The organism is Kosakonia sp. (genome assembly GCF_032052965.1).
In the GTDB taxonomy this organism is placed as follows: Bacteria; Pseudomonadota; Gammaproteobacteria; order Enterobacterales; family Enterobacteriaceae; genus Kosakonia.
The window spans coordinates 56304-80982 of record NZ_DAMBVN010000004.1 but is presented as its reverse complement, the minus strand read 5'-3'; the positions used below and the strand labels follow the sequence as shown (position 1 = coordinate 80982).

Below are 24679 nucleotides of genomic sequence, written 5' to 3'. Positions count from 1 at the left end.
AGGATCCTGCCTGTTTCTTGCCCAATTCTCTGATTATCCGCGAGGTGCCTCACCAAACACTGAATAATCAGGGAGTTGCACATTTTGATAGGGTTCCCAACCGCCGCCGAGCGCTTTATACAGCGCCACCAGGTCAAGGCTGCTCTGCACGCGCGCCTGCTCACGCTGTTGGCTCGCCTGCGCCAACTGGCGTTGAGCATCCAGCACATCGATAAAGCTGGCGATGCCCTTGCGGTAGCTGTCGCTGGCCAGAGAAAAGGCGTTCTGCAACGCGGTGACTGTTTTCTCCAGCCCGGCTTCCCGTCGCTGATCGGTGCGATAGCTGACCAGCGCGTTTTCCACATCCCCCAGCGCCGTTAACACCGTCTGCCGGTAGTTGAGCACAGCTGCACCCTGCTGCGCCCGCGCCAGCTTGACGCTGGAAACCAGCCGTCCACCCTGGAAAATCGGGATCGACACTTGCGGGCCGAAACTGTAGAAATGGCTGCTCCAGTCGGTCAGCCAGTCGGCATCCGAGTTGCGCAGACCAAACTGACCACTGAGGCTAAAGCTGGGGAACAGCTGCGCCACCGAGACGCCAATCTGTGCCGTGGCGGCATGCAAGCTCGCTTCTGCCTCACGCACATCCGGGCGGCGACGCGCCAGGGTGGAAGGAATACCGGTCGGCACAATTTCTGGCAACGCGGGCAACGGCTGCGGTTGACGCAGTTCACTATCCAGCGCGCCGGGAGCTTTGCCCAGCAAGATCGCCAGGGCATTCATGGCCTGGCGCTCCTGCGCCTGATACTGCGGTAGTTGCGCTTCAAGATTACCCAGCTGCGCACGGGCATTTTCGACATCCAGTTGCGGCGCTAAACCGCCTTTTTGCCGGTTATCGGTCAGTTCGAAAGTTTGCTGCGCGCTGTCGATTTGGGTTTGCAACGTGGCAATAATGCTTTGCGCACCGCGCAATTGTAGCCAGCTGCGCGCCACTTCCGCTTCCAGCGAAACTAAGGCATCGTTACGTTGTTCAATCGCCTGTTGCTGTTGGGCCTGCGCCGCTTCAACCTGACGACGTACCTTGCCCCACAGATCCAGTTCCCATTGGGCATCAAAGCTGCCTTGATAAAGGTTCACAGGCTGCGTTAACGCCCCCAGCGCACTGGTAATCGCCGGATCGGCATTTCCTAACTGACCATAAACATCGTTGGACTTCAGTTCACCCTCAAGCCCCAACTGCTGGCGGGTGGCTTTTAGCGAACCGTTGACCGCAGGCAGCAAAGCGCCGCTTGCCTGCGCAGTTTGCTCCCTCGCACCGGCAATACGCAGCACGGTCTGCTGCAAGGATAAATTCCCGGTAATGGCTCTTTCGATCAGGCTGTTCAATTGCGCGGATCGAAAAGTCGTCCACCAGCGGCTATTCACCGCCTGGGTAGAGGTGCGGGACGCGGCTGACCTGTCGCCCGGATCGTTGAAGCGGGCGGGCGTTTGCGGCTTCGCGGGCTGGTAATCCGGCCCGACGGCACAGCCTGCAAGCCACAGAGAGAGAAAGATGACAGAAAGACGCCCTGGCATATTAATGTGCTCCTGCGCTGCCTTCGCTTTTCACTGGCGACAGCAATAAACAAAAGGGGATCAGTATTAACGCCACCACACTCAGCAGCGTAAAGACATCGATATAAGCAAGAAACCGAGACTGTGCGATCATCGTTTTATACATCTGCCCGGTGGCGGTGGCGAGCGGGTCGCCTGCCAGCGTGGTGAAATGGCGAATCGCCTCGGCCGATGACCGTAACGCCTGCTGGAACGACTCGTTGAACGGCGACGTCTGTTCTGACAAATGGGCGCTGTGGGCCTGCGAGCGTTCGGTTATCGCCGCCGTTGACAGCGAGATACCAATCGATCCGGCGACATTGCGGAACATGGTAAACAGCGCTGAAGCATCGGCGTTGAGCTGCCGGGGTATAGTGACAAACGCGATGGTGGTCAGCGGAACAAACAAGAACCCAAGACCGATGGATTGCGCGCTGCGGAACAGCATCAGCGTGGTGAAGTCGATATCCGGCGTGAGCGTGCGCGACCACCAGAACGAGGCCGCCAGGCAGAAGAAGCCGAACGCGATGATCCAGCGCGTCTGTACCACTGGCATCAACTTCAGTACCAGTGGAATGGTCAACACAATCAGGACGGCGCCCGGCGATAGCACCAGCCCGGACCAGGTGGCGGTATACCCCAGGTCCTGCTGCGCCAGTTGCGGGATCACTACCGAACTGCCGTAAAGTACCATTGCCATCCCGGCCATCAGCAAGCTGGAGACAGCAAAGTTTCTGTCTGCCATTGCGCGCAGATCCACCACCGGTTTTTTCGCATACACCAGCCAGTAGATAGCCCCGACAATACCCACCGCTGTCAGCACAGCAAAAATGCGGGTGAAGTCGGAGTTGAACCAGTCTTCATCCTCACCGCGATCGAGCATCACCTGCAAGCAGCCGAGGCCCAGCCCAATCAGGCCAATGCCAGGCCAGTCAATGGTGAGTTTTTTCTTCGATTTACGCTCCCAGGGCGGATCCTCCAGCAACTGATAAATCGCCAGGACCGTGACAATCCCGACTGGAATATTAATAAAAAAGACCCAGCGCCATGAGTAGTTGTCGGTGATCCAGCCGCCAAGGGTTGGCCCCATCACCGGTGCCACAATCACCGCGATCGACGACAGGCCAAACGCCTTGCCGCGATCTTCCGGTTTAAAGTAATCCAGCAGTACCGACTGCTGCGTGGGCTGCAGCCCCCCGCCAAAGAAGCCCTGCAGGATACGAAACAGGATGATTTGCCATAGCTCTGTGGCAATACCGCACAAAAACGAGCAGACCGTGAACATCACAATACAGATCAGGAAAAACTGTTTACGGCCAAATACCCGGCTGAGAAACGCGGAAATTGGCAACACGATACCGTTCGCCACCAGATAGCTGGTCAACACCCAGGTGGATTCGTCATAACTGGCGGAGAGTGACCCGGCGACATGCGGCAGAGCCACGTTGACTATGGTCGTATCGAGGATCTCCATAAACACCGCGAGGGTGACGACCCACGCCACCGCCCACGGGTTACTGGCCGGACGCCAGTTATCGTGGCTGTGATCGGTCATTCCAGCGTTACCTTCGGTTCAACGGAGAGGCCCAACGGTAAGGGTTTATTCGGATCCAGACCCTTATCAATGACGATTTTTACCGGCACGCGTTGCACGATTTTGACAAAGTTTCCGGTGGCGTTTTCCGACGGGAAGGCAGCAAATTTTGAACCGCTGCCCTGCTGAATACTGTCGATATGCCCTTCCAGCTCCCTGTCTGGCCAGGCATCGACTTTCAGACTCACCTTATTACCCGGTCGCATGCGCTCCAGTTGAGATTCTTTGAAGTTCGCGACAACCCACACGTCAGGTGACACCAGTGAGAACAGGGCGCTGCCCGCCTGCACCAACGTGCCATTTTGCACATTACGTTTAGTGATAAAGCCATCGAATGGCGCGCGCACCTCCGTCCACGACAAATTCAATGACGCGGTTTCCAGCTGGGCTTTCGCCTGCGCCACCTGTTGCTGGCGCGCTTCGACGTTGGTTTCCTGCTGGCGGATCTGCAACTGCACCTGCTCCGCCACCTCAAGCTGCGCCTGAGCGCTGGCAAGCTGGGCCTGAGCGCTACGCAACTGTGCATTGGCGCTGTCGATATTCTGTTGAGTTGTGGCGCGAGGATCGACGCCGCGCTGACGGCGGTAGGCGGCTTCGGCATTGGCAAGGTCGGCTTTCGCTTTCAATACCTGTGCGCGGGCTTCATCACGTTGCGCCGGATATTGCACTTTCGACAGTGCCAGTTGGGCCTGCGCCTGGTGCAATTGCGCAGTAGCCAGGCCTAACTGAGCCTGCGCCTGAGCGTGCTGGGCTTGGGCATCGCGCGGATCGATTTTCACCAGCAGATCGCCCTTTTTCACCCGCTGGTTATCTTTCACCCGCAGTTCGGTGACATAACCGGCCACCCTGGGGGCTATGGTCACTGCATCGCCATCGGTGAAGGCGTCGTCGGTGGTTTCCTGGTTACGGGTTAACAACCACCACACCAGCGCAACAATTACCATCACGCCAACGACAATGGCGAGGATAATCAGCGGTTTTTTTCCGGGGCGTTTACGGGGGCTTTCGTTGTTATTTTCCTGAACATCGTCAGGATGCGTGGTATTTTCGGCCATAGATCGCAACAGTCCTGTCAGATAACGGTGCCAGAGATGCACCGCTACCTAAAGTTAGGCGGTTGCTATACATTTGCCAGGATAAACTGACAAATCAGCACTATCTGAATAAGAATAGTCCGTAGCCGACCAGCGCTGCCCACAGTAACAGTGGCAGAGAGTAGAGATGAAAACGCCACCAGATACGCCGCTCATTGGCCATGCGCAGTGCGATCAGGTTAGCCAGCGACCCAGGCAATAAGCCAAACCCGCCGACGTTAACCGCCCACGCCAGCAGGGTGTCTGGCGGCACATAGTTCAGCAGCAGAATAGTGGCAGGAACATTACTGATAAATTGCGACAGACCAATTGCTGTCAGCCACAAACCTGCGGGTGAAAGCTGACTGGTGCTGTTCAGGATCTGGTGCAGCGCAGGGAGTTGGATCAACAAATGCACGTCGATAAACATGGCGATAAACACCAGTAACAATGTCCAGTCAACGCTCAGCACCACCCGCCGCGCCAGCAGCAGGAAACCGACCGCCACAATGGCAAGCCCTGCCAGCTCTTGTTTGAGTTCCAGCGCGGTAATAAAAGCCAGATAAAAGCCCAGGCAACTCCACACCAGGCGCGGCTGCCAGTTCGCCGATTTAGTGCCATTATGGTAACTGAGAGCTTTGTTGGGAAAACAGAACCAGCACAGCACCAGCAGTGTAGCCATCATGGCCAGCGCCAGCGGCGCCATCTGCCCAATAAACGCCAGGAATGACATCCCGGATCGCCCCCACATCAGGATATTTTGCGGGTTTCCAATCGGCGTCAATAACGATCCTGCATTGACCGCCAGCGCTTCAAAAATAATCAATCGGTTGACCGGAATTTCACACAGCTTTTTCAGGGTAATGGTCAGCGGAACAACAATAAATAGCGCCACATCGTTGGTAAGAAAGGTGGAGAGCAGCGCCGCTGCCAGCACCATAAACATTGCCAGACGTCGTTCGCTATGAAAACGCCGTACCATGCGCCGCCCCAGCACATCAAAATAGCCGCTCAGCTCAACCCCTTTGGTGAGCAACATTAACCCGCTAAGCGTGATGATCGTGTGCCAGTCAATCGCCCCTGGCCAGGCTTTTGGCCGGAAGGGAACGAAAAAGCTCAGTGCGATGCCGATCAGCAATAAAAGGTGTAAAAAACGGTCACGCGCCAGCGCGCGGAAAAAGGGCAGTGTCATTCAGGCGGGTGCTCATGTTGCAGAGTAAAGCGGCGGAAACACTCGAGGGTTTCCTGGCTGACGTGGTGCTCCATCCCTTCGGCGTCCCGGCGAGCGGTATCTGCACTGACGCCCAGCACCAATAAAAAGCTTTCCACTATCTGATGGCGTTCACGGCTCTCCTGCGCCAGCCGTTCCCCTTCCGGGGTCAGAAACACGCCACGCCACGGGATTTGCTCGATCAACCCCACGGTTGCCAGCCGTTTTAACATTTTTGCCACTGTCGGCTGTGAGACGCCAAGGCGTGCAGCCATATCAACCTGACGCGCTTCACCCACTTCACGGATCAGATCGGAAATCAGTTCGACATAATCGTCGATCAGCTCGCGGCGATGCGCTTCACGCACCTGACGAAAGCCTTCTACATGCTCTTCAACATTTACCAGCGTCACTTTTTTTATTGTTTGCTTACCTGCGCGACGGTTCATTGTGCTTCCTCTGACAGAGTGACGCCTGTGCAGCATCATAAAAGAGAAGCGCCATTGTAAACCATCCGTGAAACAGTACAAAAAATTAACGTATTAGCCGTAGCTATGTAATATAGCCTGTGCTATATCTGTATGTAATACGTTCACTCTTCATGGATCGAAGGGGATAAACGTAAGGAGGATAAAATGAATGAGTTTAAGAGGTGTATACACGTGTTCAGTCACTCTCCCTTTAAAGTACGTTTAATGCTGCTTACTATGTTGTGCGACATGATTAACGGTAAGCCGCAGCAGAGTCACGATAAAACTTCCCACTAATGCGGCGTCGCGGTACGCCGCTTCATTTTTCTGTCACATTTCCCCGCCATACTGGCTCGTTCATCTAAAAAACTGCGTGTTTTTGCTGGATTTGCAATCATTCTCTCAAAACAACCGGTTACCGGGTGTTGACCTTCTTTGTGCCTCGCTTTATCTTTGCGCAGCCCTGCACAAATTGCGGCTCGCAGATGCGGACCCCCTCCCCTCTTCACACGCACTGTCCGGCAGGTTTTGACCCTTACGCCAGGGTGAGCACATGGCGTTTTCGCGATAGCATCAATGAGCCTAATCCTTAAAGAATCCGTTGCCTTCCGCAGCCAGACGATAAACCCGTGGACGGGTTTCTATTTCCTTCAGTCAATGTTGATTAACTTTGCGCTGGGTTACGAATTTAGCGTGCTTTACGCCATCGTCTTTACCTGCGCATTGCTGGTGCTGTGGCGTCATGCGCCACGCGCGCAAAAAGCAGTCATTGGCATCACTTCGCTTGTCGCGGCTTGCTATTTTCCCTTCGGCCAGGCTTATGGCGCGCCAAACTTTAATACGCTGCTGGCCCTGCACTCGACCAATATGGAAGAGTCGACGGAAATGCTGACCATTTTCCCGTGGTATCACTATGCGATTGGCGTCTTTATCTTTGCGCTTGGTATCGTTTCGCTGCGCCGCCGGGTCACGGTGCCGACAACTCCGTGGCTAAAATGGGACACCATAGGCACCGTTTTTTGCGTGGCCTCTTACTTTATTGGCCCGGTGCAAAACCACTTCCACGGTTATGAATTCCGCTTGATCGATACGGGTGTGCCGGTACTGCGCTTCGTGCGCGACGTAGCGGTTAACCATTTCGAAGTGGTGAAAGAACAAGAGAACATGACGCAACTTTCGCGCATGAAAGACACCTGGAATGTGCTGGCAGTCAAACCGAAATATCATACTTATGTGGTGGTGATTGGCGAGAGCGCCCGTCGCGATGCCCTTGGCGCATTTGGCGGTCACTGGAATAACACGCCGTTTGCCAGCCAGGTAAACGGCACGTTGTTTATGGATTATGTTGCAGCAAGCGGCTCAACGCAAAAATCCCTCGGGCTGACCTTAAACCGCGTGGTCGACGGCAAGCCGCAATATCAGGATAACTTTGTGACGCTGGCGAACCGGGCAGGTTTTCAGACCTGGTGGTTTTCTAATCAGGGGCAGATTGGTGAATATGACACCGCCATTGCCAGCATTGCGAAGCGTGCCGATGAGGTGCAGTTCCTGAAAAACGGGGATTTCGAAGCTAACAAAAACGCCCATGATGAAGATCTGCTGAAAATGACAGCGCAGGTCTTTTCGACCCAACGTACCCAACCGCAACTGATTGTGCTGCATTTGATGGGGTCACACCCGCAAGCTTGCGATCGTACCGGTGGAAAATACAACGAGTTCGTGCAGTCGAAAGAAACCTCATGCTACCTCTATTCCATGACACAAACCGACGATCTGCTTGGCAAGCTCTATTCACAACTGGTCAATACCGGCGAAAGCTTTTCGATGGTCTATTTTTCCGATCACGGGCTGAGCATTAAAGAGCGCGGCAAAGAGGTGCAGTACCTGGCGCATGATGATCACTTCCAGCAAAATTTCCAGGTCCCGTTTTTGGTGCTCTCCAGTGATGACAAAAACCATCGGGTTATCAAAGCGCGCCGTTCCGCGAATGACTTTTTAAGCTTTTTTTCGCAGTGGACCGGTATTGCAGCGGAGCAGATTAAAAATTCTTACCGCTTCATCTCCGAGCAAAAAGCCGGGCCAGTTTACATTACAAACTTTAAGTTACAGAAAGTTGACTACAACCATCTGGGCACGGACCTGTTCGATACCCGCAATAGCCGCTAGATTTTTCTAAACTGCAGGCAAAAAAAATCCGCCACATGGGCGGATTTTTTATATCGCCGAAGCGATTAGAAGCGGTAACCAACACCGGCAATCCAGGTGCCGACGTCTACGTTACGGATACGGCTCTGCTCGTAGGAGAAGTCCAGAGCAACGTTTTCCATCGGGTTGAACTGCAGACCAGCACCGTAGGAGAAGCCATAGTCGCTGGTGTCAGCGGTTTTAGCAACAGCTTCAGTCTGCTGGAATTTGCCGTAGCCCACACCCACTACACCGTAGATGCTTGCCCAGTCGTTGATGCGGTAAGCCGGACCTGCAGTGATGCCGTAGTACTGAGCTTTGTTATAAGCGCCGTCTTCGGTACGATCTTTTTCAGTGTAAGTAAAGGAACCGATAACACCCAGCGGGTTCTGATCCTGCTCGTAGCGGTATTTCAGGTTGAAACCATTGGTTTTGTTAGCCACGCCCTGAGCGTCGCTCTGAGCATAACCACCGGTTACGGTAGAAGTTGCTGCTACTGCAGAACCTGCGGATACCGCCAGAAGTGCGGCCAGTGCTGAAAGACATGCAATTTTTTTCATAAACCACCTCAAATGTGCTTCAAGTAAATCCTACGTCCTACGTTTTTAAATATATCAAAAATAGTTAAGAAACTCTTTGCAGGAAACGATGTCTAAGACTGCATTTCATGTAACAGAACATTTCCACCGCTGACCAACTCTTTCAAAAAACAGTCATTTTCCCGCACAACGTGCCATTATGATGCTTTCAAAGCGGCACGTTCATCCAGATAATTCCTAATTGGACAGGTTAATTAACCATCAGATGTTACCTATTCTACGCAATTTTGGCGGTTTTTTTTCAACAAACTCTCAACCAGCCGCCAGGTAATTCAAGTAGACTGGTTGTTTTACTTTCAGTTGACAAAAATTGACGGGAGAAAGGATGCCTGGGCTGTCTCGTAAAATGCCGGTATGGGTACCGGTGGTGGTGCTTTTAATTGCAATGACCTCGATTCAGGGGGGCGCCTCACTGGCTAAATCGCTGTTTCCGTTGGTCGGTGCGCCGGGTGTAACAGCCCTGCGTCTGGCTCTCGGGACGCTTATTCTGGTGGTGATCTTCAAGCCCTGGCGTTTGCGCTTCACACGCGAGCAACGTTTGCCGCTACTGTTTTACGGCCTGTCGTTGGGCGGCATGAACTACATGTTCTATCTCTCTATTCAGACGGTGCCATTAGGCATAGCTGTCGCGCTCGAATTTACCGGCCCGCTGGCCGTAGCGCTTTTTTCTTCCCGTCGCCCGGTGGATTTTATTTGGGTGATCCTTGCCGTGCTTGGCCTGTGGTATCTATTGCCGCTGGGTGGCAGTGTCTCGCAAGTGGATTTAACCGGCGCGGCATTAGCGCTGGGCGCGGGGGCATGTTGGGCAATCTATATTCTCGCGGGCCAACGTGCCGGTGAAGAACATGGCCCGGCAACGGTCGCGTTAGGCTCGTTAATTGCCGCAGTGATTTTCGTTCCTCTTGGCGCACTGCAATCCGGGGAATTATTGTGGCACTGGTCGATATTACCGCTGGGAATTGCCGTCGCGATTCTGTCCACCGCTTTACCCTACTCTCTGGAAATGATTGCCCTGACCCGTTTGCCAACACGAACCTTCGGCACCCTAATGAGTATGGAGCCCGCGCTGGCGGCCATCTCCGGTATGGTCTTTCTGGGTGAAACGCTGGCCATGCAGCAGGTGCTGGCGCTGATGGCTATTGTTATTGCCTCGATGGGATCAACGCTGACCCTACGGCGGGAAACAAGAATTAAAGAAGTTGATATAGGTTAATACTTATTATCCGGCATAAGTTGGCGCTTGTGCCGGATATCCACGCAATAGTACAGAAATTATTTTTTACGTTTACCTTCATTTATTCGCAAATAGAATTATTCTCTTTTTCACTGATCCAGCTTATTTGAATATTCTTATAATTCATTTGATTAGTTGGTACTTCTCAAAAATCACGCCTATATTTTGATTATGCTATCGAACTGATAGGCACAGCCAAAACTGATAAGGTTAATCAGGTGCTATACTTAGTTTCAGTAATTACCTGGGACACAAACATCAAGAGGATATGAGATTATGAGTACCGCTAAACTGGTAAAAACGAAAGCGTCTAATCTGCTTTATACCCGTAACGATGTATCGGATAGCGATAAAAAAGCGACAGTTGAGTTGCTGAATCGCCAGGTGATCCAGTTCATTGACCTGTCGCTGATTACCAAACAGGCCCACTGGAATATGCGCGGTGCAAACTTCATTGCCGTACATGAAATGCTGGATGGCTTCCGGACCGCGCTCGTCGATCATCTCGACACCATGGCCGAACGTGCGGTACAGCTGGGCGGCGTGGCACTCGGCACCACACAGGTGATCAACAGCAAAACTGCATTGAAAAGCTATCCGCTGGATATTCACAGCGTGCAGGATCACCTGAAAGAGCTGGCTGACCGCTATGCCATCGTTGCGAATGATGTGCGTAAAGCCATCGGCGAAGCGAAAGACGAAGATACGGCCGATATCTTTACTGCCGCTTCCCGCGATCTGGATAAATTCTTATGGTTCATCGAATCCAATATTGAATAATCCATAAGCATCACTGATGACCCTCTCGTTGCCCGACGAGAGGGTTTGCACTTTTATAGTGCACCACTTTGCCCTTCCCCCCTCATAAAGTTACCACTTCGTTACTATCCCATCACAAAATTGTTATTAGCCGATTGTTTTACGCTCGGAATCTGCGCTAAATAAGAGCAAAACAGGTTCGCGTCGCCAAACGCACCAAAACAGTGACTCAAAATGGTGCACCACGACATTATTGCTACACTTATTGTGCAATCGTGTAAAGCTTCGTCTTTACAAAACAATAGGTTGTAAACCTGGCATGATTTTTTCATACTGCGTTCATTCTCGCAGGGGTTCGCTCCCCGGATACAAAAGGAAAAACTATGAAGTCTGTATTGAAATTTTCCCTGGCTGCACTCGCCCTCGCCTTTGCTGTTTCTTCTCAGGCTGCTGACAAAAAGCTGGTCGTCGCAACCGATACCGCATTCGTACCCTTCGAGTTCAAACAAGACGGTAAATATGTTGGTTTTGACGTCGATCTGTGGGCTGCTATCGCAAAAGAGCTGAAACTGGATTACGAACTGAAGCCGATGGACTTCAGCGGCATCATCCCTGCGCTGCAAACCAAAAACATCGACCTGGCACTGGCCGGTATCACCATTACCGAAGAGCGTAAAAAAGCCATTGAGTTTTCTGACGGCTACTACAAAAGCGGTCTGCTGGTAATGGTGAAAGCCAACAACGACGACGTTAAAAGCGTGAAGGATCTCGATGGAAAAGTGCTGGCAGTGAAGAGTGGCACCGGTTCTGTTGACTACGCGAAAGCAAACATCAAAACCAAAGATCTGCGTCAGTTCCCGAACATCGATAATGCCTATATGGAACTGGGCACCGGCCGTGCAGATGCTGTACTGCACGATACGCCGAATATCCTTTACTTCATCAAAACGGCTGGCAACGGCAAGTTCAAATCGGTGGGTGAGTCTCTGGAAGCTCAGCAGTACGGTATTGCCTTCCCGAAAGGCAGCGACGAACTGCGTGAGAAAGTGAACGGCGCGCTGAAAACCCTGCGTGATAACGGCACTTATAACGAAATCTACAAAAAATGGTTCGGTACTGAGCCTAAATAATTATTATAAAATTCAAAGCGTTACACCTCAGGGGCGGTTTTCGCCCCTGATATCAACACAGTGTCTTTTACGTTGCGTCGCAACGGCAAGGCTGCGGCGTCCTGCCAGGTATGCAGTAACAGGCAGAAAGGGTTAAGGTGACTTAACGGCAGCGTGCAAGATGCGGTGTTTTATCACCACGGTATACAGGAATACATATTATGCAGTTTGACTGGAGCGCCATCTGGCCCGCCATTCCGCTTCTGCTCGACGGGGCAAAGATGACCTTGTGGATTTCGATCCTCGGTCTGGCAGGCGGTATTATTATTGGTTTGCTGGCCGGTTTAGCCCGTACCTACGGCGGCTGGATCGCTAACCACATCGCACTGGTGTTTATCGAAGTTATTCGCGGTACGCCTATCGTTGTTCAGGTGATGTATATCTACTTCGCACTGCCAATGGCCTTCCCCGATATCCGTATCGATACGTTTAGCGCCGCCGTGATCACCATTATGATCAACTCGGGCGCGTATATCGCTGAAATTACCCGTGGCTCCGTGCTGTCTATTCATAAAGGCTTCAGCGAAGCAGGCCTCGCTTTGGGCTTATCACGCGTTGAAACCATTCGCCACGTGATTATGCCGCTGGCGTTGCGCCGTATGCTGCCGCCGCTGGGTAACCAGTTGATTATCAGTATTAAAGATACCTCGTTGTTTATCGTTATTGGCGCGGCTGAATTGACCCGCCAGGGCCAGGAAATCATTGCCGGCAACTTCCGCGCACTGGAAATCTGGACCGCCGTTGGGGTGATCTACCTGATCATTACCCAGGCGCTGAACATCGTGCTCCGTCGTCTTGAAGGAAGGATGAAAATCCTGTGATTGAATTTAAAAACGTCTCCAAGCACTTTGGTCAAACCCAGGTGCTACACAATATCGATCTCAACATTTCACAGGGCGAAGTAGTGGTCATTATCGGGCCGTCTGGCTCGGGCAAATCCACGTTGCTGCGCTGCATCAACAAGCTGGAAGAGATCACCAGCGGCGATCTGATTGTGGATGGCCTGAAAGTGAACGATCCGAAAGTGGACGAGCGTCTGATCCGCCAGGAAGCCGGGATGGTATTCCAGCAGTTCTACCTGTTCCCGCATCTGACGGCACTGGAAAACGTGATGTTTGGCCCGCTGCGCGTGCGCGGTACCAATAAAGCGGATGCCGAAAAGCTGGCGAAAGAGTTGCTGGCGAAAGTTGGCCTTGCCGAGCGTTCGCATCACTACCCTTCCGAGCTCTCCGGCGGTCAACAGCAGCGTGTGGCTATCGCCCGTGCGCTGGCAGTGAAACCAAAACTGATGCTGTTTGACGAGCCTACCTCGGCACTCGACCCGGAACTGCGTCACGAGGTACTGAAAGTAATGCAGGATCTGGCCGAAGAAGGCATGACGATGGTGATCGTGACCCACGAAATCGGCTTTGCCGAAAAAGTGGCATCGCGTCTGATTTTCATCGACAAAGGTCGTATTGCCGAAGACGGCAACCCGCAACAGTTAATTGAAAATCCGCCCAGCCCGCGTTTGCAGGAATTTTTGCAACACGTCGCCTGACGCATCAAAGCCCCCCGCAAGAGGGGCTTTTTTTTCGCCCTCGCCTGGATTTATCCCAATTCTTCAGCGCCTCGTTACGGCATCTATACTTATCTTTTTGCGGGATTTTCTCACCGGAGGAGCCTATGCCGTGGATAGTGCTACTGATTAGCCTGCTGTGCGCGCCGCTACATGCGGCGACTCTGCCCGGCATCACCCCTGCAGCCAACAATGCCCCAGCCTCACAAACCACCGAGCCGGATGTGGAACAAAAAAAAGCGGCTTATGCCGCGCTGGCCGATGTGCTGGAAAACGATGCATCGCGGCAGGAACTGATCGACCAGCTACGCAAAGTGGCAACGGCGCCCACGCAGGAGTCGGTGCCAGCGATCACCCCGCCAGAGGTGAAAGAACAAAAAACCGTGCTGGAGAACATTACTGAAGTCAGCCATTATTATGGCAAAGCGCTGGCGCAGCGCTTTGCCCAGCTGTACCGCAACCTGATGGGATCGCCGCATAAGACTTTTAACCCGCAGACCTTTGTGAATGCAGCGGGATATTTTTTACTGCTGGCCGCGCTGGTGTTTGCCTTCTGGATGCTGGTTCGGCTCTGCGTACTGCCGCTGTACCGCAAAATGGGCGCGTGGGGACGGCGGAAAAACCGCGATCGCAGCAACTGGCTTCAGCTTCCCGCCATGATCATTGGCGCGTTCATTATCGATCTGCTGCTGCTGGCGCTGACACTGTTCGTTGGGCAGTTGCTCAGCGCCGCACTGAATAATGGCAACCGCACTATTGCTTTCCAGCAGAGCCTGTTCCTCAATGCGTTTGCCTTGATTGAATTTTTTAAAGCCATTTTGCGGCTGGTGTTTTGCCCACGCATACCAGACTTGCGCCCGTTCCGCATTGAAGATCATACCGCCCGTTACTGGCACCTGCGCTTGAGTGCGCTCAGCAGCCTGATTGGTTATGGCCTGCTGGTCGCCGTGCCAATCATCTCAAACCAGGTCAACGTGCAATTTGGCGCGCTGGCAAATGTGGTGATTATGCTGTTTATCACGGTCTGGGCGCTGTACCTGATCTTCCATAACAAGAAAGAGATCCAGCACCATTTGATCGCGCTGGCCGATCGCTCACTGGCATTTTTCAGCCTGTTTATCCGCGCCTTTGCCCTGGTCTGGCACTGGCTGGCAAGTGCCTATTTTATTGTGCTGTTCTTCTTCTCGTTGTTCGATCCTGGTAACAGCCTGAAATTTATGATGGGCGCAACCGTTCGCAGTCTGGCAATCCTGAGCATTGCGGCGTTTCTTTCCGGCGTGCTGTCACGCTGGCTGAACAAAACCATTACGCTCTCACCACCGGTACAGCGTAACTATCCGGAGCTGCAAAAACGGCTCAATGGCTGGCTCTCTGCCACGCTGAAGACGGCACGTTTCCTGGTGGTATGCGTGACGGTTATGCTGCTGCTTAATGCGTGGGGACTGTTTGATATCTGGCAGTGGCTGACCTATGGCGCAGGTGAAAAAACGGTCGATATTTTGATCCGTATTGCGCTGATCCTGTTTTTTTCCGCGGTGGGCTGGACATTGCTGGCAAGCCTGATTGAAAACCGCCTCGCCTCTGATATTCATGGCCGGCCGCTGCCCAGCGCACGCACCCGCACATTATTAACGCTGTTTCGCAATGCGCTGGCGGTCGTGATCAGTACCATTACAGTGATGATTGTGCTGTCGGAAATTGGCGTCAACATCGCGCCACTGCTTGCGGGTGCAGGTGCATTGGGCCTGGCGATTTCATTCGGGTCACAAACGCTGGTGAAAGATATTATCACCGGGATATTTATTCAGTTTGAGAATGGCATGAATACCGGCGATTTGGTGACCATTGGCCCGCTAACCGGCACAGTAGAACGCATGACTATTCGCTCCGTCGGCGTACGTCAGGATACCGGGGCGTATCACATTATTCCCTGGTCATCGATCACGACCTTCGCCAACTTTGTTCGCGGTATTGGCTCTGTGGTAGCGAATTATGATGTCGATCGCCACGAAGACGCCGACAGAGCGAACCAGGCGCTGAAAGATGCCGTTGCTGAACTGCTGGAAAAGGAGGATATTCGCGGGCTGATCATCGGCGAGCCTTCGTTCGCCGGCCTGGTCGGGTTAACCAACACCGCCTTTACGCTGCGCGTGACCTTCACCACGCTGCCGCTTAAACAGTGGACGGTACGTTTCGCCCTCGACACGATGGTGAAGAAACATTTCGATCTGGCGAACGTGCGCCCGCCAGTGCAAACCTATCAGGTACTGCCCCCGCCGGGCAGCCCTGCACTACAGCAACCCGTGTCAGGCACAGGGCCGCAGCCACCGGCTGAACCTACGCTTTGAAACGCGTCTGTCCCCAGCGGGTGCGCTGATTATCATCAAGGAAGGTCCAGGCAATAAAGCGGCTCTGCTTTTGCCCCTGGGCCATCTCTTTTTTCAGCACTTTCACAGCGCCAGCCCGGGTCAGAGCGCGGTAGAGTTCTGGCAGGTTATCGCCGCGAGAAACCAGCGAGGTAAACCATAACACCTGGCGGGCAAACGACGGGCTTTCGGCAATCATCTTACTGATAAAGGCCACTTCCCCCCCTTCGCACCACAGTTCCTGCTGCTGGCCGCCAAAATTCAGCGCGCCGTCGGCCGACTGCCCAAGATTTCGGCGCTTGCGCTCGCTGCCCGCCTGCGCACTTTGCGCTGAGTCGTGGAACGGCGGATTGCAGATGACCGCATCGTACTGCTCATTCTTATGGATAATGCCGTTCAGGATCGCCGCCGGATCTTTCTGTCGACGCAGGCGCACTGCGCGGGTTAAGCCAGGGTTAGCGTTGATAATTGCCTGCGCGCTGGCAAAGGCCGCATCATTCACTTCGCTACCGGTAAAGCGCCAACCATATTCGTGAGCGCCAATCAGCGGATAAATACAGTTCGCGCCCGTTCCCACATCCAGCACGCTGGCTTGTGTTGGAACCTGGCCCTGATTGCTTTCAGCCAGCACATCCGCCAGATGGTGAAGATAATCAGCACGCCCCGGTACTGGCGGGCAGAGAAAACCGTCCGGAATGTCCCACTCGCGCACACCATAAAACTGCGCCAGCAGCGCCTTGTTTAAGGCTTTTACCGCCAGCGGTTGCGCAAAATCAATCGTCGGCTCGCCATTGGGATTAGCAATAATAAAATCATGCAGTGACGGATTGACGGCGCACAGCGCCCCGAGGTCATAGCGGCTATGGTGGCGGTTACGCGGGTGTAAACCCGGCTTCTGGGCATTCATGGCATTCTCCTGTTCGCAGCGGCGTAAGATACCCGTTGACGCTGGCCGGGTAAATAAGTGAGGCTGAAGAAACTTTCTTATCACGTGGACATGCTATGTATTTTTATGAACCGTCGAAGGGCCACGGCCTGCCCCACGACCCACTCAACGCCATTATTGGCCCTCGCCCGATTGGCTGGATAGCCTCACTGGATGGCGCGGGTCGCCGCAATCTTGCGCCGTACAGCTTTTTTAACTGTTTCAATTATCGCCCGCCGATCATTGGCTTTGCCAGCAGCGGCTGGAAAGACAGCGTGCGCAATATCAGCGAAACCAAAGAATTTGTCTGGAACCTGACGACCCGCGATTTAGCCGTGCAGATGAATGAATCCTCCGCCTCACTACCGCATGGTGAAGACGAGTTTACCCGCGCGGGCCTGACTCCAGTGCCAGGACGCCTTGTTAGCGCGCCACGCGTTGCGGAAAGCCCGGTCAACTTTGAGTGTCGCCTTTCGCAGTGCATTCAATTGACGAGCGCAGCCGGCAGCGCCATTGATACCTGGCTGGTGCTGGGTGAAGTGGTGGCGGTACATATCGACGAGTCGCTTTTAGAAGAGGGCATTTACCAGACAGCGAAAGCGCAACCGGTGCTGCGTGCCGGCGGCCCATCGGCCTATTACGGCATCAGTGAAGCACTGCGCTTTGATTTAACTCGCCCGGATAACCGTTAGCCAGTGTGGCAGGCCGGAACAGCTGTCGACGCCGATCCGGCCTGCGCGACTATACTGTTAATACGGAGGGCAACATTATGGCTTCAGGTTGGGCAAACGATGATGCGGTACAACAACAGATCGACAGTACGATCGAAGATGCTGTCGCGCGTGCTCGCCGCGACATCCCGGCGGGCGACAGTCTAAAAGAGTGTGAGGAGTGTGGCGAACCCATTCCGGAAGCGCGTCGTAAAGCGATCCCGGGGGTGCGTTTATGCGTATCCTGCCAACAGAAGAAAGATTTACATAACTCTACATTTTCAGGATATAATCGCAGAGGTTCGAAAGATAGCCAGCTACGTTGACGTTTCCTGACCTCTGTAACCAGCGCAAGCGGTTGCCTTTACATCCACAGAATGATTCCCGCCACGTAGCAAAATGTGCCGCAAATCTTTCGACGCTTCAACGCGGCCGCTGATACGCGCTCAAATCCTAATAAAAACCTTAAAATACAAAAAGTTGTCTATCGTTCAATTTTTTAGAACAACGCCGTCAATTCTCTTCGATTTTATCTCTCGCGAAAAACCGTGATACTTATCACATCGACGGAACATCGTCTTCCATACAGAATAACCTGCGAGAATTTAACCATGAAAACCATTAAATATGCTGTTGCTGCTATCGCCCTGTCCACCCTCTCCTTTGGCGCGTTTGCTGCACAATCCGTCAGCCCGGCTCAGGCCGAAAATCTGAATAAAATCGGTGTTGTTTCTGCAGACAATGCAGACACGCTGGACGGTCTGGAAGCAAAACTGGCGCAAAAAGCACAAGCAGCTGGCGCATCTGGCTACAGCATCACTTCCGCTAACGGCAATAACAAAATGAGCGGCACCGCGGTTATCTACAAATAACCTGACCGAAGTTTTACCCCCGGCACATAACCCTCTGCCGGGGTGCTCCACCCTCATTGACCCTGTTGTTACCCTGTTTTTGCCCGTCCAGTGATGTGACGGGCTTTTTTTCGTCAAAAACTTTCCGCAACCCGCGCCAGCCCGGCGTCCAGCGAAGCCACTTCTCCGCTCGCCACCAGGCAGCAGGCTAACTGAATCTTCAACGACTCCGGCACCGCTTCGCGACCCGCAATGCAGTGTTCTATCCAGCGTGCGGTACTTTCCGCGTCTTTTGCTACCCCGACGGGGGCGGCCTGCGAAGGCGAATCATTGCGTGCAAATAAAGTACGCTCGCCCTGCGTATCAATAAGGTTGATCTGCGGGCAACGCTGCGGGTTGGCGTATACCTCACCTTCAGTGCCTTGCATCAACAGGCCACGCCCGCCGATATCTGCAAAGAATTTGCCCACACGAGTCAGATATTCCGGGTGTGAAACACTGGATAAGCGCAGCGCCGCTGCGGGTTCAAAGGGCGTGGCCAGTTTCGCCAGCGTGTGCGCACTGTTACGCACCCCCATACGCCAGCGCATCGCCAGCTGTTTTTCCAGCGGCGGGCAAAGCGCGCTCACCGGCATGTAAACCGGCTGATGCCCTTCGAGCCGTGCCTGCGCCTGGCCGGCGTGCAGGGTCGCGTCGATACCGAGTAATTTAAAAATACTCTCCGTTATCACACGGGAAGGATCTTCACTGACGCCGTGCACCAATACCGGAAAACCAAGCTTTGTCAGCAATATGGCCAGCAGCGGTGTCAGGTTAGCCTGCTTGCGTGCACCGTTATAACTGGGAATAACAATCGGCATCGGTTTCGCCACGGGCGGGGTCAGCGTGACGGTGTGCTGCTGCATAGCCTCGTAAAAACCCCGCATTTCCGCTTCGCCTTCACCTTTAATGCGCAGGGCAATCAGAATGCCGCCCATCTCCAGTTCTGGCACCTCGCCATTAAGCATTTGCGTGTACAGCCCGCGCGCGGTATCAACATCCAGATCCCGGGCGTGATTCTTCCCCCGGCCAATCTCTTTAATGATGGTGCGGTAGTCCATGGAAACTCCTTACGTGCTCACATCGTTAACGGCGCCTGCGGCGCTTTTGTTCTGGTTTCTTCACTATAACGTCGGGCATCGCCGGTTGTGAAATAGGAAACACCGGTAGCGCATCAAGCAGGCGTTTACCGTAGCGCTTTGTCAGCAGCCGCTTGTCGTAAATCACTACTTCTCCACGACAACCATGACTACGGATCAGCCGCCCGACCTGCTGGATCAGGTTAAACGAGGCGCTCGGCAGGCTCTGCACTTCAAACGGATAGCGGTTGAGGCTCTTTAACCACTCCCCTTCGGTGATCACCACCGGGCTGTCGATAGGCGGGAAAGCAATTTTATGGATATGTACTTGTGTCAGGTAATCGCCTTTTAAATCCAGCCCTTCAGCGAAGGATTGCAGCCCCACCAGTACGCTGCGTTCGCCAGCATCGATCCGTTTGCGATGCAGCTCCACGAGCCGATAACGCGGTTGATCGCCCTGCACCAACAGTAACAAGCGCAGCTCGGTAACATAGGTCAAAAACAGTTGCATTGCCCGCTGACTGGCAAACAGCACCAGCATGCCCGGATGGGCTTTGCTCTCCACTTGCTCGCGAAACCAGGTTGCCATTTCGGCAATATGCTGTTCCTCGTTTTCTATCAGCGGCTCGTAACGCATTTGCGGAATAACAATTTGGCCCTGCTCAACATGATTGAACGGCGAGTCCAGCGTCACAAAGCGATCGCCGGCCTTCTCTCGCAGGCCGCTCATCTCCTGTAAACGGCTAAAACTGTTCAGCGAGCGCAGCGTGGCGGAGGTGACGACAATATGCGGTACGCTGCGCCAAAGCAGTTTTTCCAGCTGATCGCTGACGCGGATCCCCACACAGTGAAACTGCAGATGCAACTGGCCATCACGCATGTCTCGCGTCGCCCATTTGGAGACAGGCGCACCCGACGCCTGTACCATCGATGCCAGCCGCCACAACTTGCTCTGGCTTTCAAACATTCCCAGCGCGCGGTTCATTTGCAGGATCACGCGGTGCAGGCGCACGATATCGTGACTGCCCGTTTTCTCACTTAAATCATTCAGGAACAGCTCTGCCAGGCCCCGCAACATCTCCGTCAGTTTCGCCAGACGCTGGCAAATAGCCATCACCTCGTCCGGCAGTTCCCCCATCGCAAAGCGGTGTTCAGCTTCCTGCCCGGCAGGCAGCAGGAGATTAAGTATGTTATTCAGCGAAGCAATCAGCTCATATAACTCTTCACAGTGGGCATTCAGCCGCTCTGGTGTCGCCAGTGGCGGCGTGGTCTTCGGGCGGAATTGTTCCAGACAGGTAGCAATGAGCTTGCTGAACAGATCGAGCTGCAGCCGATACCATGCGGCGGTGATTTCCGCGCTCATTTCCAGCGCATCACGTGCGACATCCGGTAAATGGTGGCCTTCATCCAGTACCAGTAGCAGGTTTTTTGGCTCCGGCAGCACCGCTTCGCTCTCCATTGCCGCCATTACCAGCGCATGGTTCGCCACCACCACTTCCGCTTCCTGAATTTCACGCCGGGCAACGAAAAACGGGCACTCCCGGTAGTAATGACAGTTACGGTTCAGGCAGCTGGCTTTATCGGTGCTGAGGCGTCGCCACATATCGTCAGTAACGGCTTTGTCCGTATGATCACGCAGACCGTCCCATTTGTAGCTATCCAGATCGGCTTTCAGCGCTGCGCAGAGCTTCTGCTCCTCTTTATTGCCCGGCGTTAATTCATCATCCAGAAAGGCGAGCAGATCTTGTTGATCGGGTTCGGTACTGGCCAGCGCGGCCAGATTGCGCGGGCAAACGTAGCGACCGCGCCCAAAAGCGGCGGTAAAACGTAAGTCAGGGATAATTTTACGCAGCAACGGCAAATCTTTGCTGAAGATTTGGTCCTGCAGCGCAACGTTGGCGGTGCTGACCACCAGCGTTTTTTGCTCTTCACGGGCGATAGCAATACCAGGAATCAGGTAAGAGAGGGTTTTCCCCACACCGGTCGGCGCTTCAATCGCCAGATGCCGCCCCTCATCCCCCGCCAGCGTTTTCGCGACATCAGCAATCATCTGCCGCTGCGGCGCTCGGGGAATAAAGTCCGGGATCTGTTGTTGCAACGCCTTATACCAGGCGGCAATCTGCGCTTTTAGCGCGGCGGTAAGGGCCATGATGAAACCTGAAATACTGTATAAACAGCCATTATTGTGGCATTTTTAGCGCGCCGGGGGTAACGGTTTTTGCAAGGCGGAAGCGGGTACCTAAAAGCGACCGTCCAGTCGCAGATACAGAATATTTTTCGCAGAGCCGATCACAAATTGGCATATCGGGTCATTAATGCGCCTGCCGACGCGTTGATCATTCATCAACGCAATGCTAGTTTTTTACCTGCATTACGCTTGTTACCGAATATCGGGCAAAACCTAAATGCAGACTTAGAGGACAAATCCGTCCGCGGCTGTATTTATGTTTTGCCCGTTTTTGTTTGCAGGAGTTGGCGATGCTGGTCAAACAAATATTAAATAATAACGTTGTCAGCGCTATTGATGATCGTGGCCTTGAGGTTATTCTCACCGGGTGCGGGCTGGGTTTTAATACCCACTGCGGCGCCGTCGTCGACGAGCAAGCCATCGAAAAAATATTTCGTCTGCAGGATTCGCAAATCTCCGCTCGCTTTAAAGATCTGGTCAGCGAAGTGCCGGTAGAAATACTGCAACTGACCGACGATATTGTCGCGCTGGCGCGGAATGCACTGCCACACAAATTAAGCGAAGGGCTGTACGTCACGCTGGCCGATCACCTGCATTTTGCCCTGCAACGTAGCCAAAATAACGATGTGCTGCCCAATCCGCTGGAGTGGGAAGTTCGTCATTTTTATACCGCAGAATATGGCATTGGCCGCCAGGCTCTGGGGATGATAGTGGCACGCACAGGCACGTTATTACCCGACAGCGAGGCCTGTAGCATCGCCCTGCACATTGTTAACGCCGGGCTGAATGACACCATGGGTAAAACCGCGCAAATTACGCGCCTTATTTACCAGCTGCAGAATATTGTTAAATATTTTTTTAGCCTGCCGCTCGATGAGCACAGTCTGAACTATCAGCGATTTATTACCCATTTGAAGTTCTTTGCCCAACGGGTGATTGATGGTGTGGTGTTAAATAATGACGACGAAGAGTTATTTGCCATGGTGCAACGTCGTTATCAGACAACCCTGAAATGTGTTGATGCAATTAATGAGTTTGTCGGCAAAAACTATCACCACACCATGAGCAACTCGGAAAAGCTCTATCTGACCGTGCATATAGAAAACGTGGTGCAACGGGCAGAGTCGTAAACCTATTCTTTCCAGGCTTGTTACTGTTAAATCAGGCAAACCCCAGAAGAACAACGCGCCGGTCAATTACCGGTAATTGTTATGACACCTGCAATGCAGGTGGCAGTCTGGAGGAATGACCATGAACTATCAGAATACCGCGCAGCAGATCATTACCCGGATCGGCGGCAAGGACAATATTCTCTCGCTCTTTCACTGTATTACCCGTCTGCGATTTTTACTCAAAGAGAACGACAAGGCCGACCGTGCGGCGCTGGAAGCACTGGATGGCGTCATTGGCGTGAATATCTCCGGCGATCAATATCAGTTGATTATTGGCAACGACGTCGCACCGCTGTGCGAGGCGCTGCAGGCGTTACTGCCGGGCGTTTCGGCAGGTGGGGCGGTGCAGCATGGCAAACGCCGCAATCCGGTGTCAGTTGTACTGGAAGGCTTATCCAGTATTTTTTCACCGATCATTCCGGCGATTGCCGGGGCCGGTATCCTCAAAGGTGTACTGGCGCTGCTGGTCGCCATGCACTGGCTGGAAACCAGCAACCAGACCTATCAAATCTTGTTGGCAATCAGCGACGGCGTTTTCTACTTTATGCCGCTGGCGCTGGCCTTCAGCGCGGCCAATAAATTTGGCGCAAACCCCTACGTTGCGGTTGCGCTTGCCGCCGCCCTGTTCCACCCCGCCATCCAGACACTGTTCAAGTCCGGCGCACCAGTGAGCTTTATGAGTCTGCCGGTGCCCACAGTGAATTATGCCTCGACAGTGATCCCCATTTTGTTGGCGGTGTGGTTGCTCAGCCGGGTAGAAAAAGGCATTGACCGCCTCATGCCTGGCGCGTTGAAAACCATGTTTGTGCCGCTGCTGAGCCTGGTGATTGTCACCCCCATCACGCTGATTGCCATTGGTCCGTTGGGCATTTTCGCTGGCAACGCGCTTTCTGGCGGCATTATCTGGCTGGTGGAAAACATGGGGATCGTGGCGGGGGTGGTGGTCGGCGGTACGTTGTCGATGATCATCATTACCGGCATGCATTATGTGCTGGTGCCTATCATGATCAACAACATCAGTCAGATGGGTTTTGACCCGTTCAAAATCCTCTTCTACGTTGCCAACCTGGGCCAGGCAGGAGCAGCTTTTGGCGTGTTCCTGCGTGCCAAAGATAAAAAGCTAAAGTCCCTGGCGCTCACGACCAGCTTCAGTGCCGCATTGGGCATTACCGAACCGGCGATGTACGGCATCAATATTCGTTATAAACGCCCGTTTGCTGCGGCGCTGATTGGCGGTGCCTGCGGCGGCGGCTTCGCCATGGCGATGGGTGTCAAAACCTATGCTTTTGCGCTTAGCGGCTTGCCCGGTCTTCCGGCGCTGGTTGGCCCGACATTTTTATGGGCGTTGGTCAGTATTGCCATCTCCTTCGTGTGTGCTGCGGTGGTTACAGTGGTGCTCGGCTTTGAAGAAACGGTGGTCGCTGGCATGAGTCCGATGCCGATGGCGCGCAGCGCAGAAAAACTGTTTGCTCCGGTCAGCGGCGAACTGAAAGCCCTGAACACGCTCAGCGATCCGGTCTTTGCCGATGAAATTTTTGGTAAAGGCCTGGCGATTTACCCTACCAGTGGCGAGCTGCGTTCGCCGGTCAACGGCAAAGTGGAATCGCTGTTCGACACTCACCACGCACTGGCACTGCAAAGCGATACCGGTGCAGAGATCCTGATTCATATTGGTATCGATACGGTGAAGCTTGGCGGGCGGCACTTTACCCGCCATATCACCGTCGGGCAGGTGGTGGAAGTGGGCGATTTACTGGTGAGCTTTGACCTTGCGGCGCTGAAAGCCGAAGGCATCGATCCCAGCGTGATCGTGGTGGTGACGAACAGCGAACAGTACGGCGACATCAGCCCGGTTAAAGCCAATGGCGATGTCGCCAGCCGGGATGAATTTCTCACACTGACCGCAACAGCGGCATAAGGAGCAGAA

22 protein-coding genes are annotated in these 24679 nt (G+C 53.7%); 13 read left to right on the top strand and 9 right to left on the bottom strand.

The window, feature by feature from the left end:
* Positions 1–33 precede the first annotated feature (33 nt).
* The 5 genes from RTX30_RS07185 to mntR all read right to left on the bottom strand — a co-directional run bounded on the left by RTX30_RS07185 (position 34) and on the right by mntR (position 5898).
* Complete coding sequence (locus tag RTX30_RS07185; RefSeq protein WP_312688424.1) at positions 34–1554, bottom strand: efflux transporter outer membrane subunit; 1521 nt, start codon at positions 1552–1554, stop codon at positions 34–36.
* A gap of 1 nt (position 1555) precedes the next feature.
* On the bottom strand, positions 1556–3127 hold the full coding sequence (locus RTX30_RS07180; RefSeq protein WP_312688422.1) for a DHA2 family efflux MFS transporter permease subunit: 1572 nt from the start codon (positions 3125–3127) through the stop codon (positions 1556–1558).
* Complete coding sequence (locus RTX30_RS07175) at positions 3124–4221, bottom strand: HlyD family secretion protein (RefSeq protein ID WP_312688420.1); 1098 nt, start codon at positions 4219–4221, stop codon at positions 3124–3126. The genes RTX30_RS07180 and RTX30_RS07175 overlap by 4 nt, the downstream gene beginning before the upstream one ends.
* A gap of 100 nt (positions 4222–4321) precedes the next feature.
* A complete protein-coding gene (locus tag RTX30_RS07170) occupies positions 4322–5431 on the bottom strand; it encodes an anion transporter (RefSeq protein WP_312688418.1) in 1110 nt (369 codons plus the stop codon).
* The gene (gene mntR / locus RTX30_RS07165) at positions 5428–5898 is read right to left on the bottom strand and encodes a manganese-binding transcriptional regulator MntR (RefSeq protein WP_312688416.1); all 471 of its coding nucleotides are present in this window, start codon (positions 5896–5898) and stop codon (positions 5428–5430) included. The genes RTX30_RS07170 and mntR overlap by 4 nt, the downstream gene beginning before the upstream one ends.
* A gap of 186 nt (positions 5899–6084) precedes the next feature.
* On the opposite strand from mntR, the gene mntS reads away from it, so the two are divergent.
* Together mntS and RTX30_RS07155 are read left to right on the top strand one after the other, a co-directional pair.
* Positions 6085–6216, top strand: a complete 132-nt coding sequence (gene mntS, locus RTX30_RS07160) for a manganase accumulation protein MntS (RefSeq protein WP_312688414.1) — start codon at positions 6085–6087, stop codon at positions 6214–6216.
* Positions 6217–6495: 279 nt separating this feature from the next.
* On the top strand, positions 6496–8085 hold the full coding sequence (locus tag RTX30_RS07155; RefSeq protein ID WP_312688412.1) for a phosphoethanolamine transferase: 1590 nt from the start codon (positions 6496–6498) through the stop codon (positions 8083–8085).
* Between the two features lie 65 nt (positions 8086–8150).
* On the opposite strand, the gene ompX is transcribed toward RTX30_RS07155, so the two are convergent.
* Positions 8151–8663: an outer membrane protein OmpX gene (ompX, locus tag RTX30_RS07150; RefSeq protein WP_312688410.1), complete on the bottom strand. Its 513-nt coding sequence runs from the start codon at positions 8661–8663 to the stop codon at positions 8151–8153.
* A 364-nt stretch (positions 8664–9027) separates the two neighbouring features.
* On the opposite strand from ompX, the gene rhtA reads away from it, so the two are divergent.
* The 6 genes from rhtA to ybiO all read left to right on the top strand — a co-directional run bounded on the left by rhtA (position 9028) and on the right by ybiO (position 15770).
* On the top strand, positions 9028–9915 hold the full coding sequence (gene rhtA, locus RTX30_RS07145; protein WP_312688408.1) for a threonine/homoserine exporter RhtA: 888 nt from the start codon (positions 9028–9030) through the stop codon (positions 9913–9915).
* Between the two features lie 297 nt (positions 9916–10212).
* Positions 10213–10716: a DNA starvation/stationary phase protection protein Dps gene (dps, locus tag RTX30_RS07140; protein WP_312688406.1), complete on the top strand. Its 504-nt coding sequence runs from the start codon at positions 10213–10215 to the stop codon at positions 10714–10716.
* Between the two features lie 362 nt (positions 10717–11078).
* Entirely contained in the window at positions 11079–11825 is a 747-nt protein-coding gene (gene glnH, locus RTX30_RS07135; protein ID WP_312688404.1) for a glutamine ABC transporter substrate-binding protein GlnH, read from the top strand.
* Positions 11826–12025: 200 nt separating this feature from the next.
* Positions 12026–12685, top strand: coding sequence for a glutamine ABC transporter permease GlnP (glnP, locus tag RTX30_RS07130; protein ID WP_312688402.1), 660 nt, complete (start codon positions 12026–12028; stop codon positions 12683–12685).
* The gene (gene glnQ / locus RTX30_RS07125) at positions 12682–13404 is read left to right on the top strand and encodes a glutamine ABC transporter ATP-binding protein GlnQ (protein ID WP_312688400.1); all 723 of its coding nucleotides are present in this window, start codon (positions 12682–12684) and stop codon (positions 13402–13404) included. Before glnP ends, glnQ begins: the two co-directional genes overlap by 4 nt.
* A gap of 125 nt (positions 13405–13529) precedes the next feature.
* Entirely contained in the window at positions 13530–15770 is a 2241-nt protein-coding gene (ybiO, locus tag RTX30_RS07120) for a mechanosensitive channel protein (RefSeq protein WP_312688398.1), read from the top strand.
* Here the strand turns inward: ybiO and rlmF are convergent.
* On the bottom strand, positions 15760–16695 hold the full coding sequence (rlmF, locus tag RTX30_RS07115; protein WP_312688396.1) for a 23S rRNA (adenine(1618)-N(6))-methyltransferase RlmF: 936 nt from the start codon (positions 16693–16695) through the stop codon (positions 15760–15762). The genes ybiO and rlmF overlap by 11 nt on opposite strands.
* A 95-nt stretch (positions 16696–16790) precedes the next feature.
* On the opposite strand from rlmF, the gene RTX30_RS07110 reads away from it, so the two are divergent.
* From RTX30_RS07110 to ybiJ, 3 genes are all read left to right on the top strand, one after another.
* Positions 16791–17405: a flavin reductase family protein gene (locus RTX30_RS07110; protein ID WP_312688391.1), complete on the top strand. Its 615-nt coding sequence runs from the start codon at positions 16791–16793 to the stop codon at positions 17403–17405.
* 77 nt (positions 17406–17482) lie between these two features.
* On the top strand, positions 17483–17749 hold the full coding sequence (locus RTX30_RS07105; RefSeq protein ID WP_312688388.1) for a DksA/TraR family C4-type zinc finger protein: 267 nt from the start codon (positions 17483–17485) through the stop codon (positions 17747–17749).
* A 285-nt stretch (positions 17750–18034) separates the two neighbouring features.
* Positions 18035–18295: a DUF1471 family protein YbiJ gene (ybiJ, locus tag RTX30_RS07100; protein ID WP_312688385.1), complete on the top strand. Its 261-nt coding sequence runs from the start codon at positions 18035–18037 to the stop codon at positions 18293–18295.
* 113 nt (positions 18296–18408) lie between these two features.
* Here the strand turns inward: ybiJ and ybiB are convergent, their stop codons facing one another.
* Both ybiB and dinG read right to left on the bottom strand, forming a co-directional pair.
* Positions 18409–19374, bottom strand: a complete 966-nt coding sequence (gene ybiB / locus RTX30_RS07095) for a DNA-binding protein YbiB (protein WP_312688382.1) — start codon at positions 19372–19374, stop codon at positions 18409–18411.
* A 25-nt stretch (positions 19375–19399) separates the two neighbouring features.
* Positions 19400–21541: an ATP-dependent DNA helicase DinG gene (dinG, locus tag RTX30_RS07090; protein ID WP_312688379.1), complete on the bottom strand. Its 2142-nt coding sequence runs from the start codon at positions 21539–21541 to the stop codon at positions 19400–19402.
* 329 nt (positions 21542–21870) lie between these two features.
* On the opposite strand from dinG, the gene licT reads away from it, so the two are divergent.
* Both licT and RTX30_RS07080 read left to right on the top strand, forming a co-directional pair.
* On the top strand, positions 21871–22710 hold the full coding sequence (licT, locus tag RTX30_RS07085) for a BglG family transcription antiterminator LicT (RefSeq protein WP_312688376.1): 840 nt from the start codon (positions 21871–21873) through the stop codon (positions 22708–22710).
* A gap of 121 nt (positions 22711–22831) precedes the next feature.
* Positions 22832–24670, top strand: a complete 1839-nt coding sequence (locus tag RTX30_RS07080) for a beta-glucoside-specific PTS transporter subunit IIABC (protein WP_312688373.1) — start codon at positions 22832–22834, stop codon at positions 24668–24670.
* Positions 24671–24679 lie beyond the last annotated feature (9 nt).

Bases quoted from the DNA above. Each gene is read 5' to 3' on its own strand.
- licT (WP_312688376.1), top strand. From the start codon at position 21,871: ATGCTGGTCAAACAAATATTAAATAATAACGTTGTCAGCGCTATTGAT.
- ompX (WP_312688410.1), bottom strand. From the start codon at position 8,663: ATGAAAAAAATTGCATGTCTTTCAGCACTGGCCGCACTTCTGGCGGTA.
- RTX30_RS07080 (WP_312688373.1), top strand. From the start codon at position 22,832: ATGAACTATCAGAATACCGCGCAGCAGATCATTACCCGGATCGGCGGC.
- RTX30_RS07170 (WP_312688418.1), bottom strand. From the start codon at position 5,431: ATGACACTGCCCTTTTTCCGCGCGCTGGCGCGTGACCGTTTTTTACAC.
- mntR (WP_312688416.1), bottom strand. From the start codon at position 5,898: ATGAACCGTCGCGCAGGTAAGCAAACAATAAAAAAAGTGACGCTGGTA.
- glnH (WP_312688404.1), top strand. From the start codon at position 11,079: ATGAAGTCTGTATTGAAATTTTCCCTGGCTGCACTCGCCCTCGCCTTT.
- RTX30_RS07175 (WP_312688420.1), bottom strand. From the start codon at position 4,221: ATGGCCGAAAATACCACGCATCCTGACGATGTTCAGGAAAATAACAAC.
- ybiO (WP_312688398.1), top strand. From the start codon at position 13,530: ATGCCGTGGATAGTGCTACTGATTAGCCTGCTGTGCGCGCCGCTACAT.
- rlmF (WP_312688396.1), bottom strand. From the start codon at position 16,695: ATGAATGCCCAGAAGCCGGGTTTACACCCGCGTAACCGCCACCATAGC.
- RTX30_RS07155 (WP_312688412.1), top strand. From the start codon at position 6,496: ATGAGCCTAATCCTTAAAGAATCCGTTGCCTTCCGCAGCCAGACGATA.
- dinG (WP_312688379.1), bottom strand. From the start codon at position 21,541: ATGGCCCTTACCGCCGCGCTAAAAGCGCAGATTGCCGCCTGGTATAAG.
- ybiJ (WP_312688385.1), top strand. From the start codon at position 18,035: ATGAAAACCATTAAATATGCTGTTGCTGCTATCGCCCTGTCCACCCTC.
- mntS (WP_312688414.1), top strand. From the start codon at position 6,085: ATGAATGAGTTTAAGAGGTGTATACACGTGTTCAGTCACTCTCCCTTT.
- ybiB (WP_312688382.1), bottom strand. From the start codon at position 19,374: ATGGACTACCGCACCATCATTAAAGAGATTGGCCGGGGGAAGAATCAC.
- rhtA (WP_312688408.1), top strand. From the start codon at position 9,028: ATGCCTGGGCTGTCTCGTAAAATGCCGGTATGGGTACCGGTGGTGGTG.
- RTX30_RS07105 (WP_312688388.1), top strand. From the start codon at position 17,483: ATGGCTTCAGGTTGGGCAAACGATGATGCGGTACAACAACAGATCGAC.
- RTX30_RS07110 (WP_312688391.1), top strand. From the start codon at position 16,791: ATGTATTTTTATGAACCGTCGAAGGGCCACGGCCTGCCCCACGACCCA.
- RTX30_RS07180 (WP_312688422.1), bottom strand. From the start codon at position 3,127: ATGACCGATCACAGCCACGATAACTGGCGTCCGGCCAGTAACCCGTGG.
- glnP (WP_312688402.1), top strand. From the start codon at position 12,026: ATGCAGTTTGACTGGAGCGCCATCTGGCCCGCCATTCCGCTTCTGCTC.
- RTX30_RS07185 (WP_312688424.1), bottom strand. From the start codon at position 1,554: ATGCCAGGGCGTCTTTCTGTCATCTTTCTCTCTCTGTGGCTTGCAGGC.
- dps (WP_312688406.1), top strand. From the start codon at position 10,213: ATGAGTACCGCTAAACTGGTAAAAACGAAAGCGTCTAATCTGCTTTAT.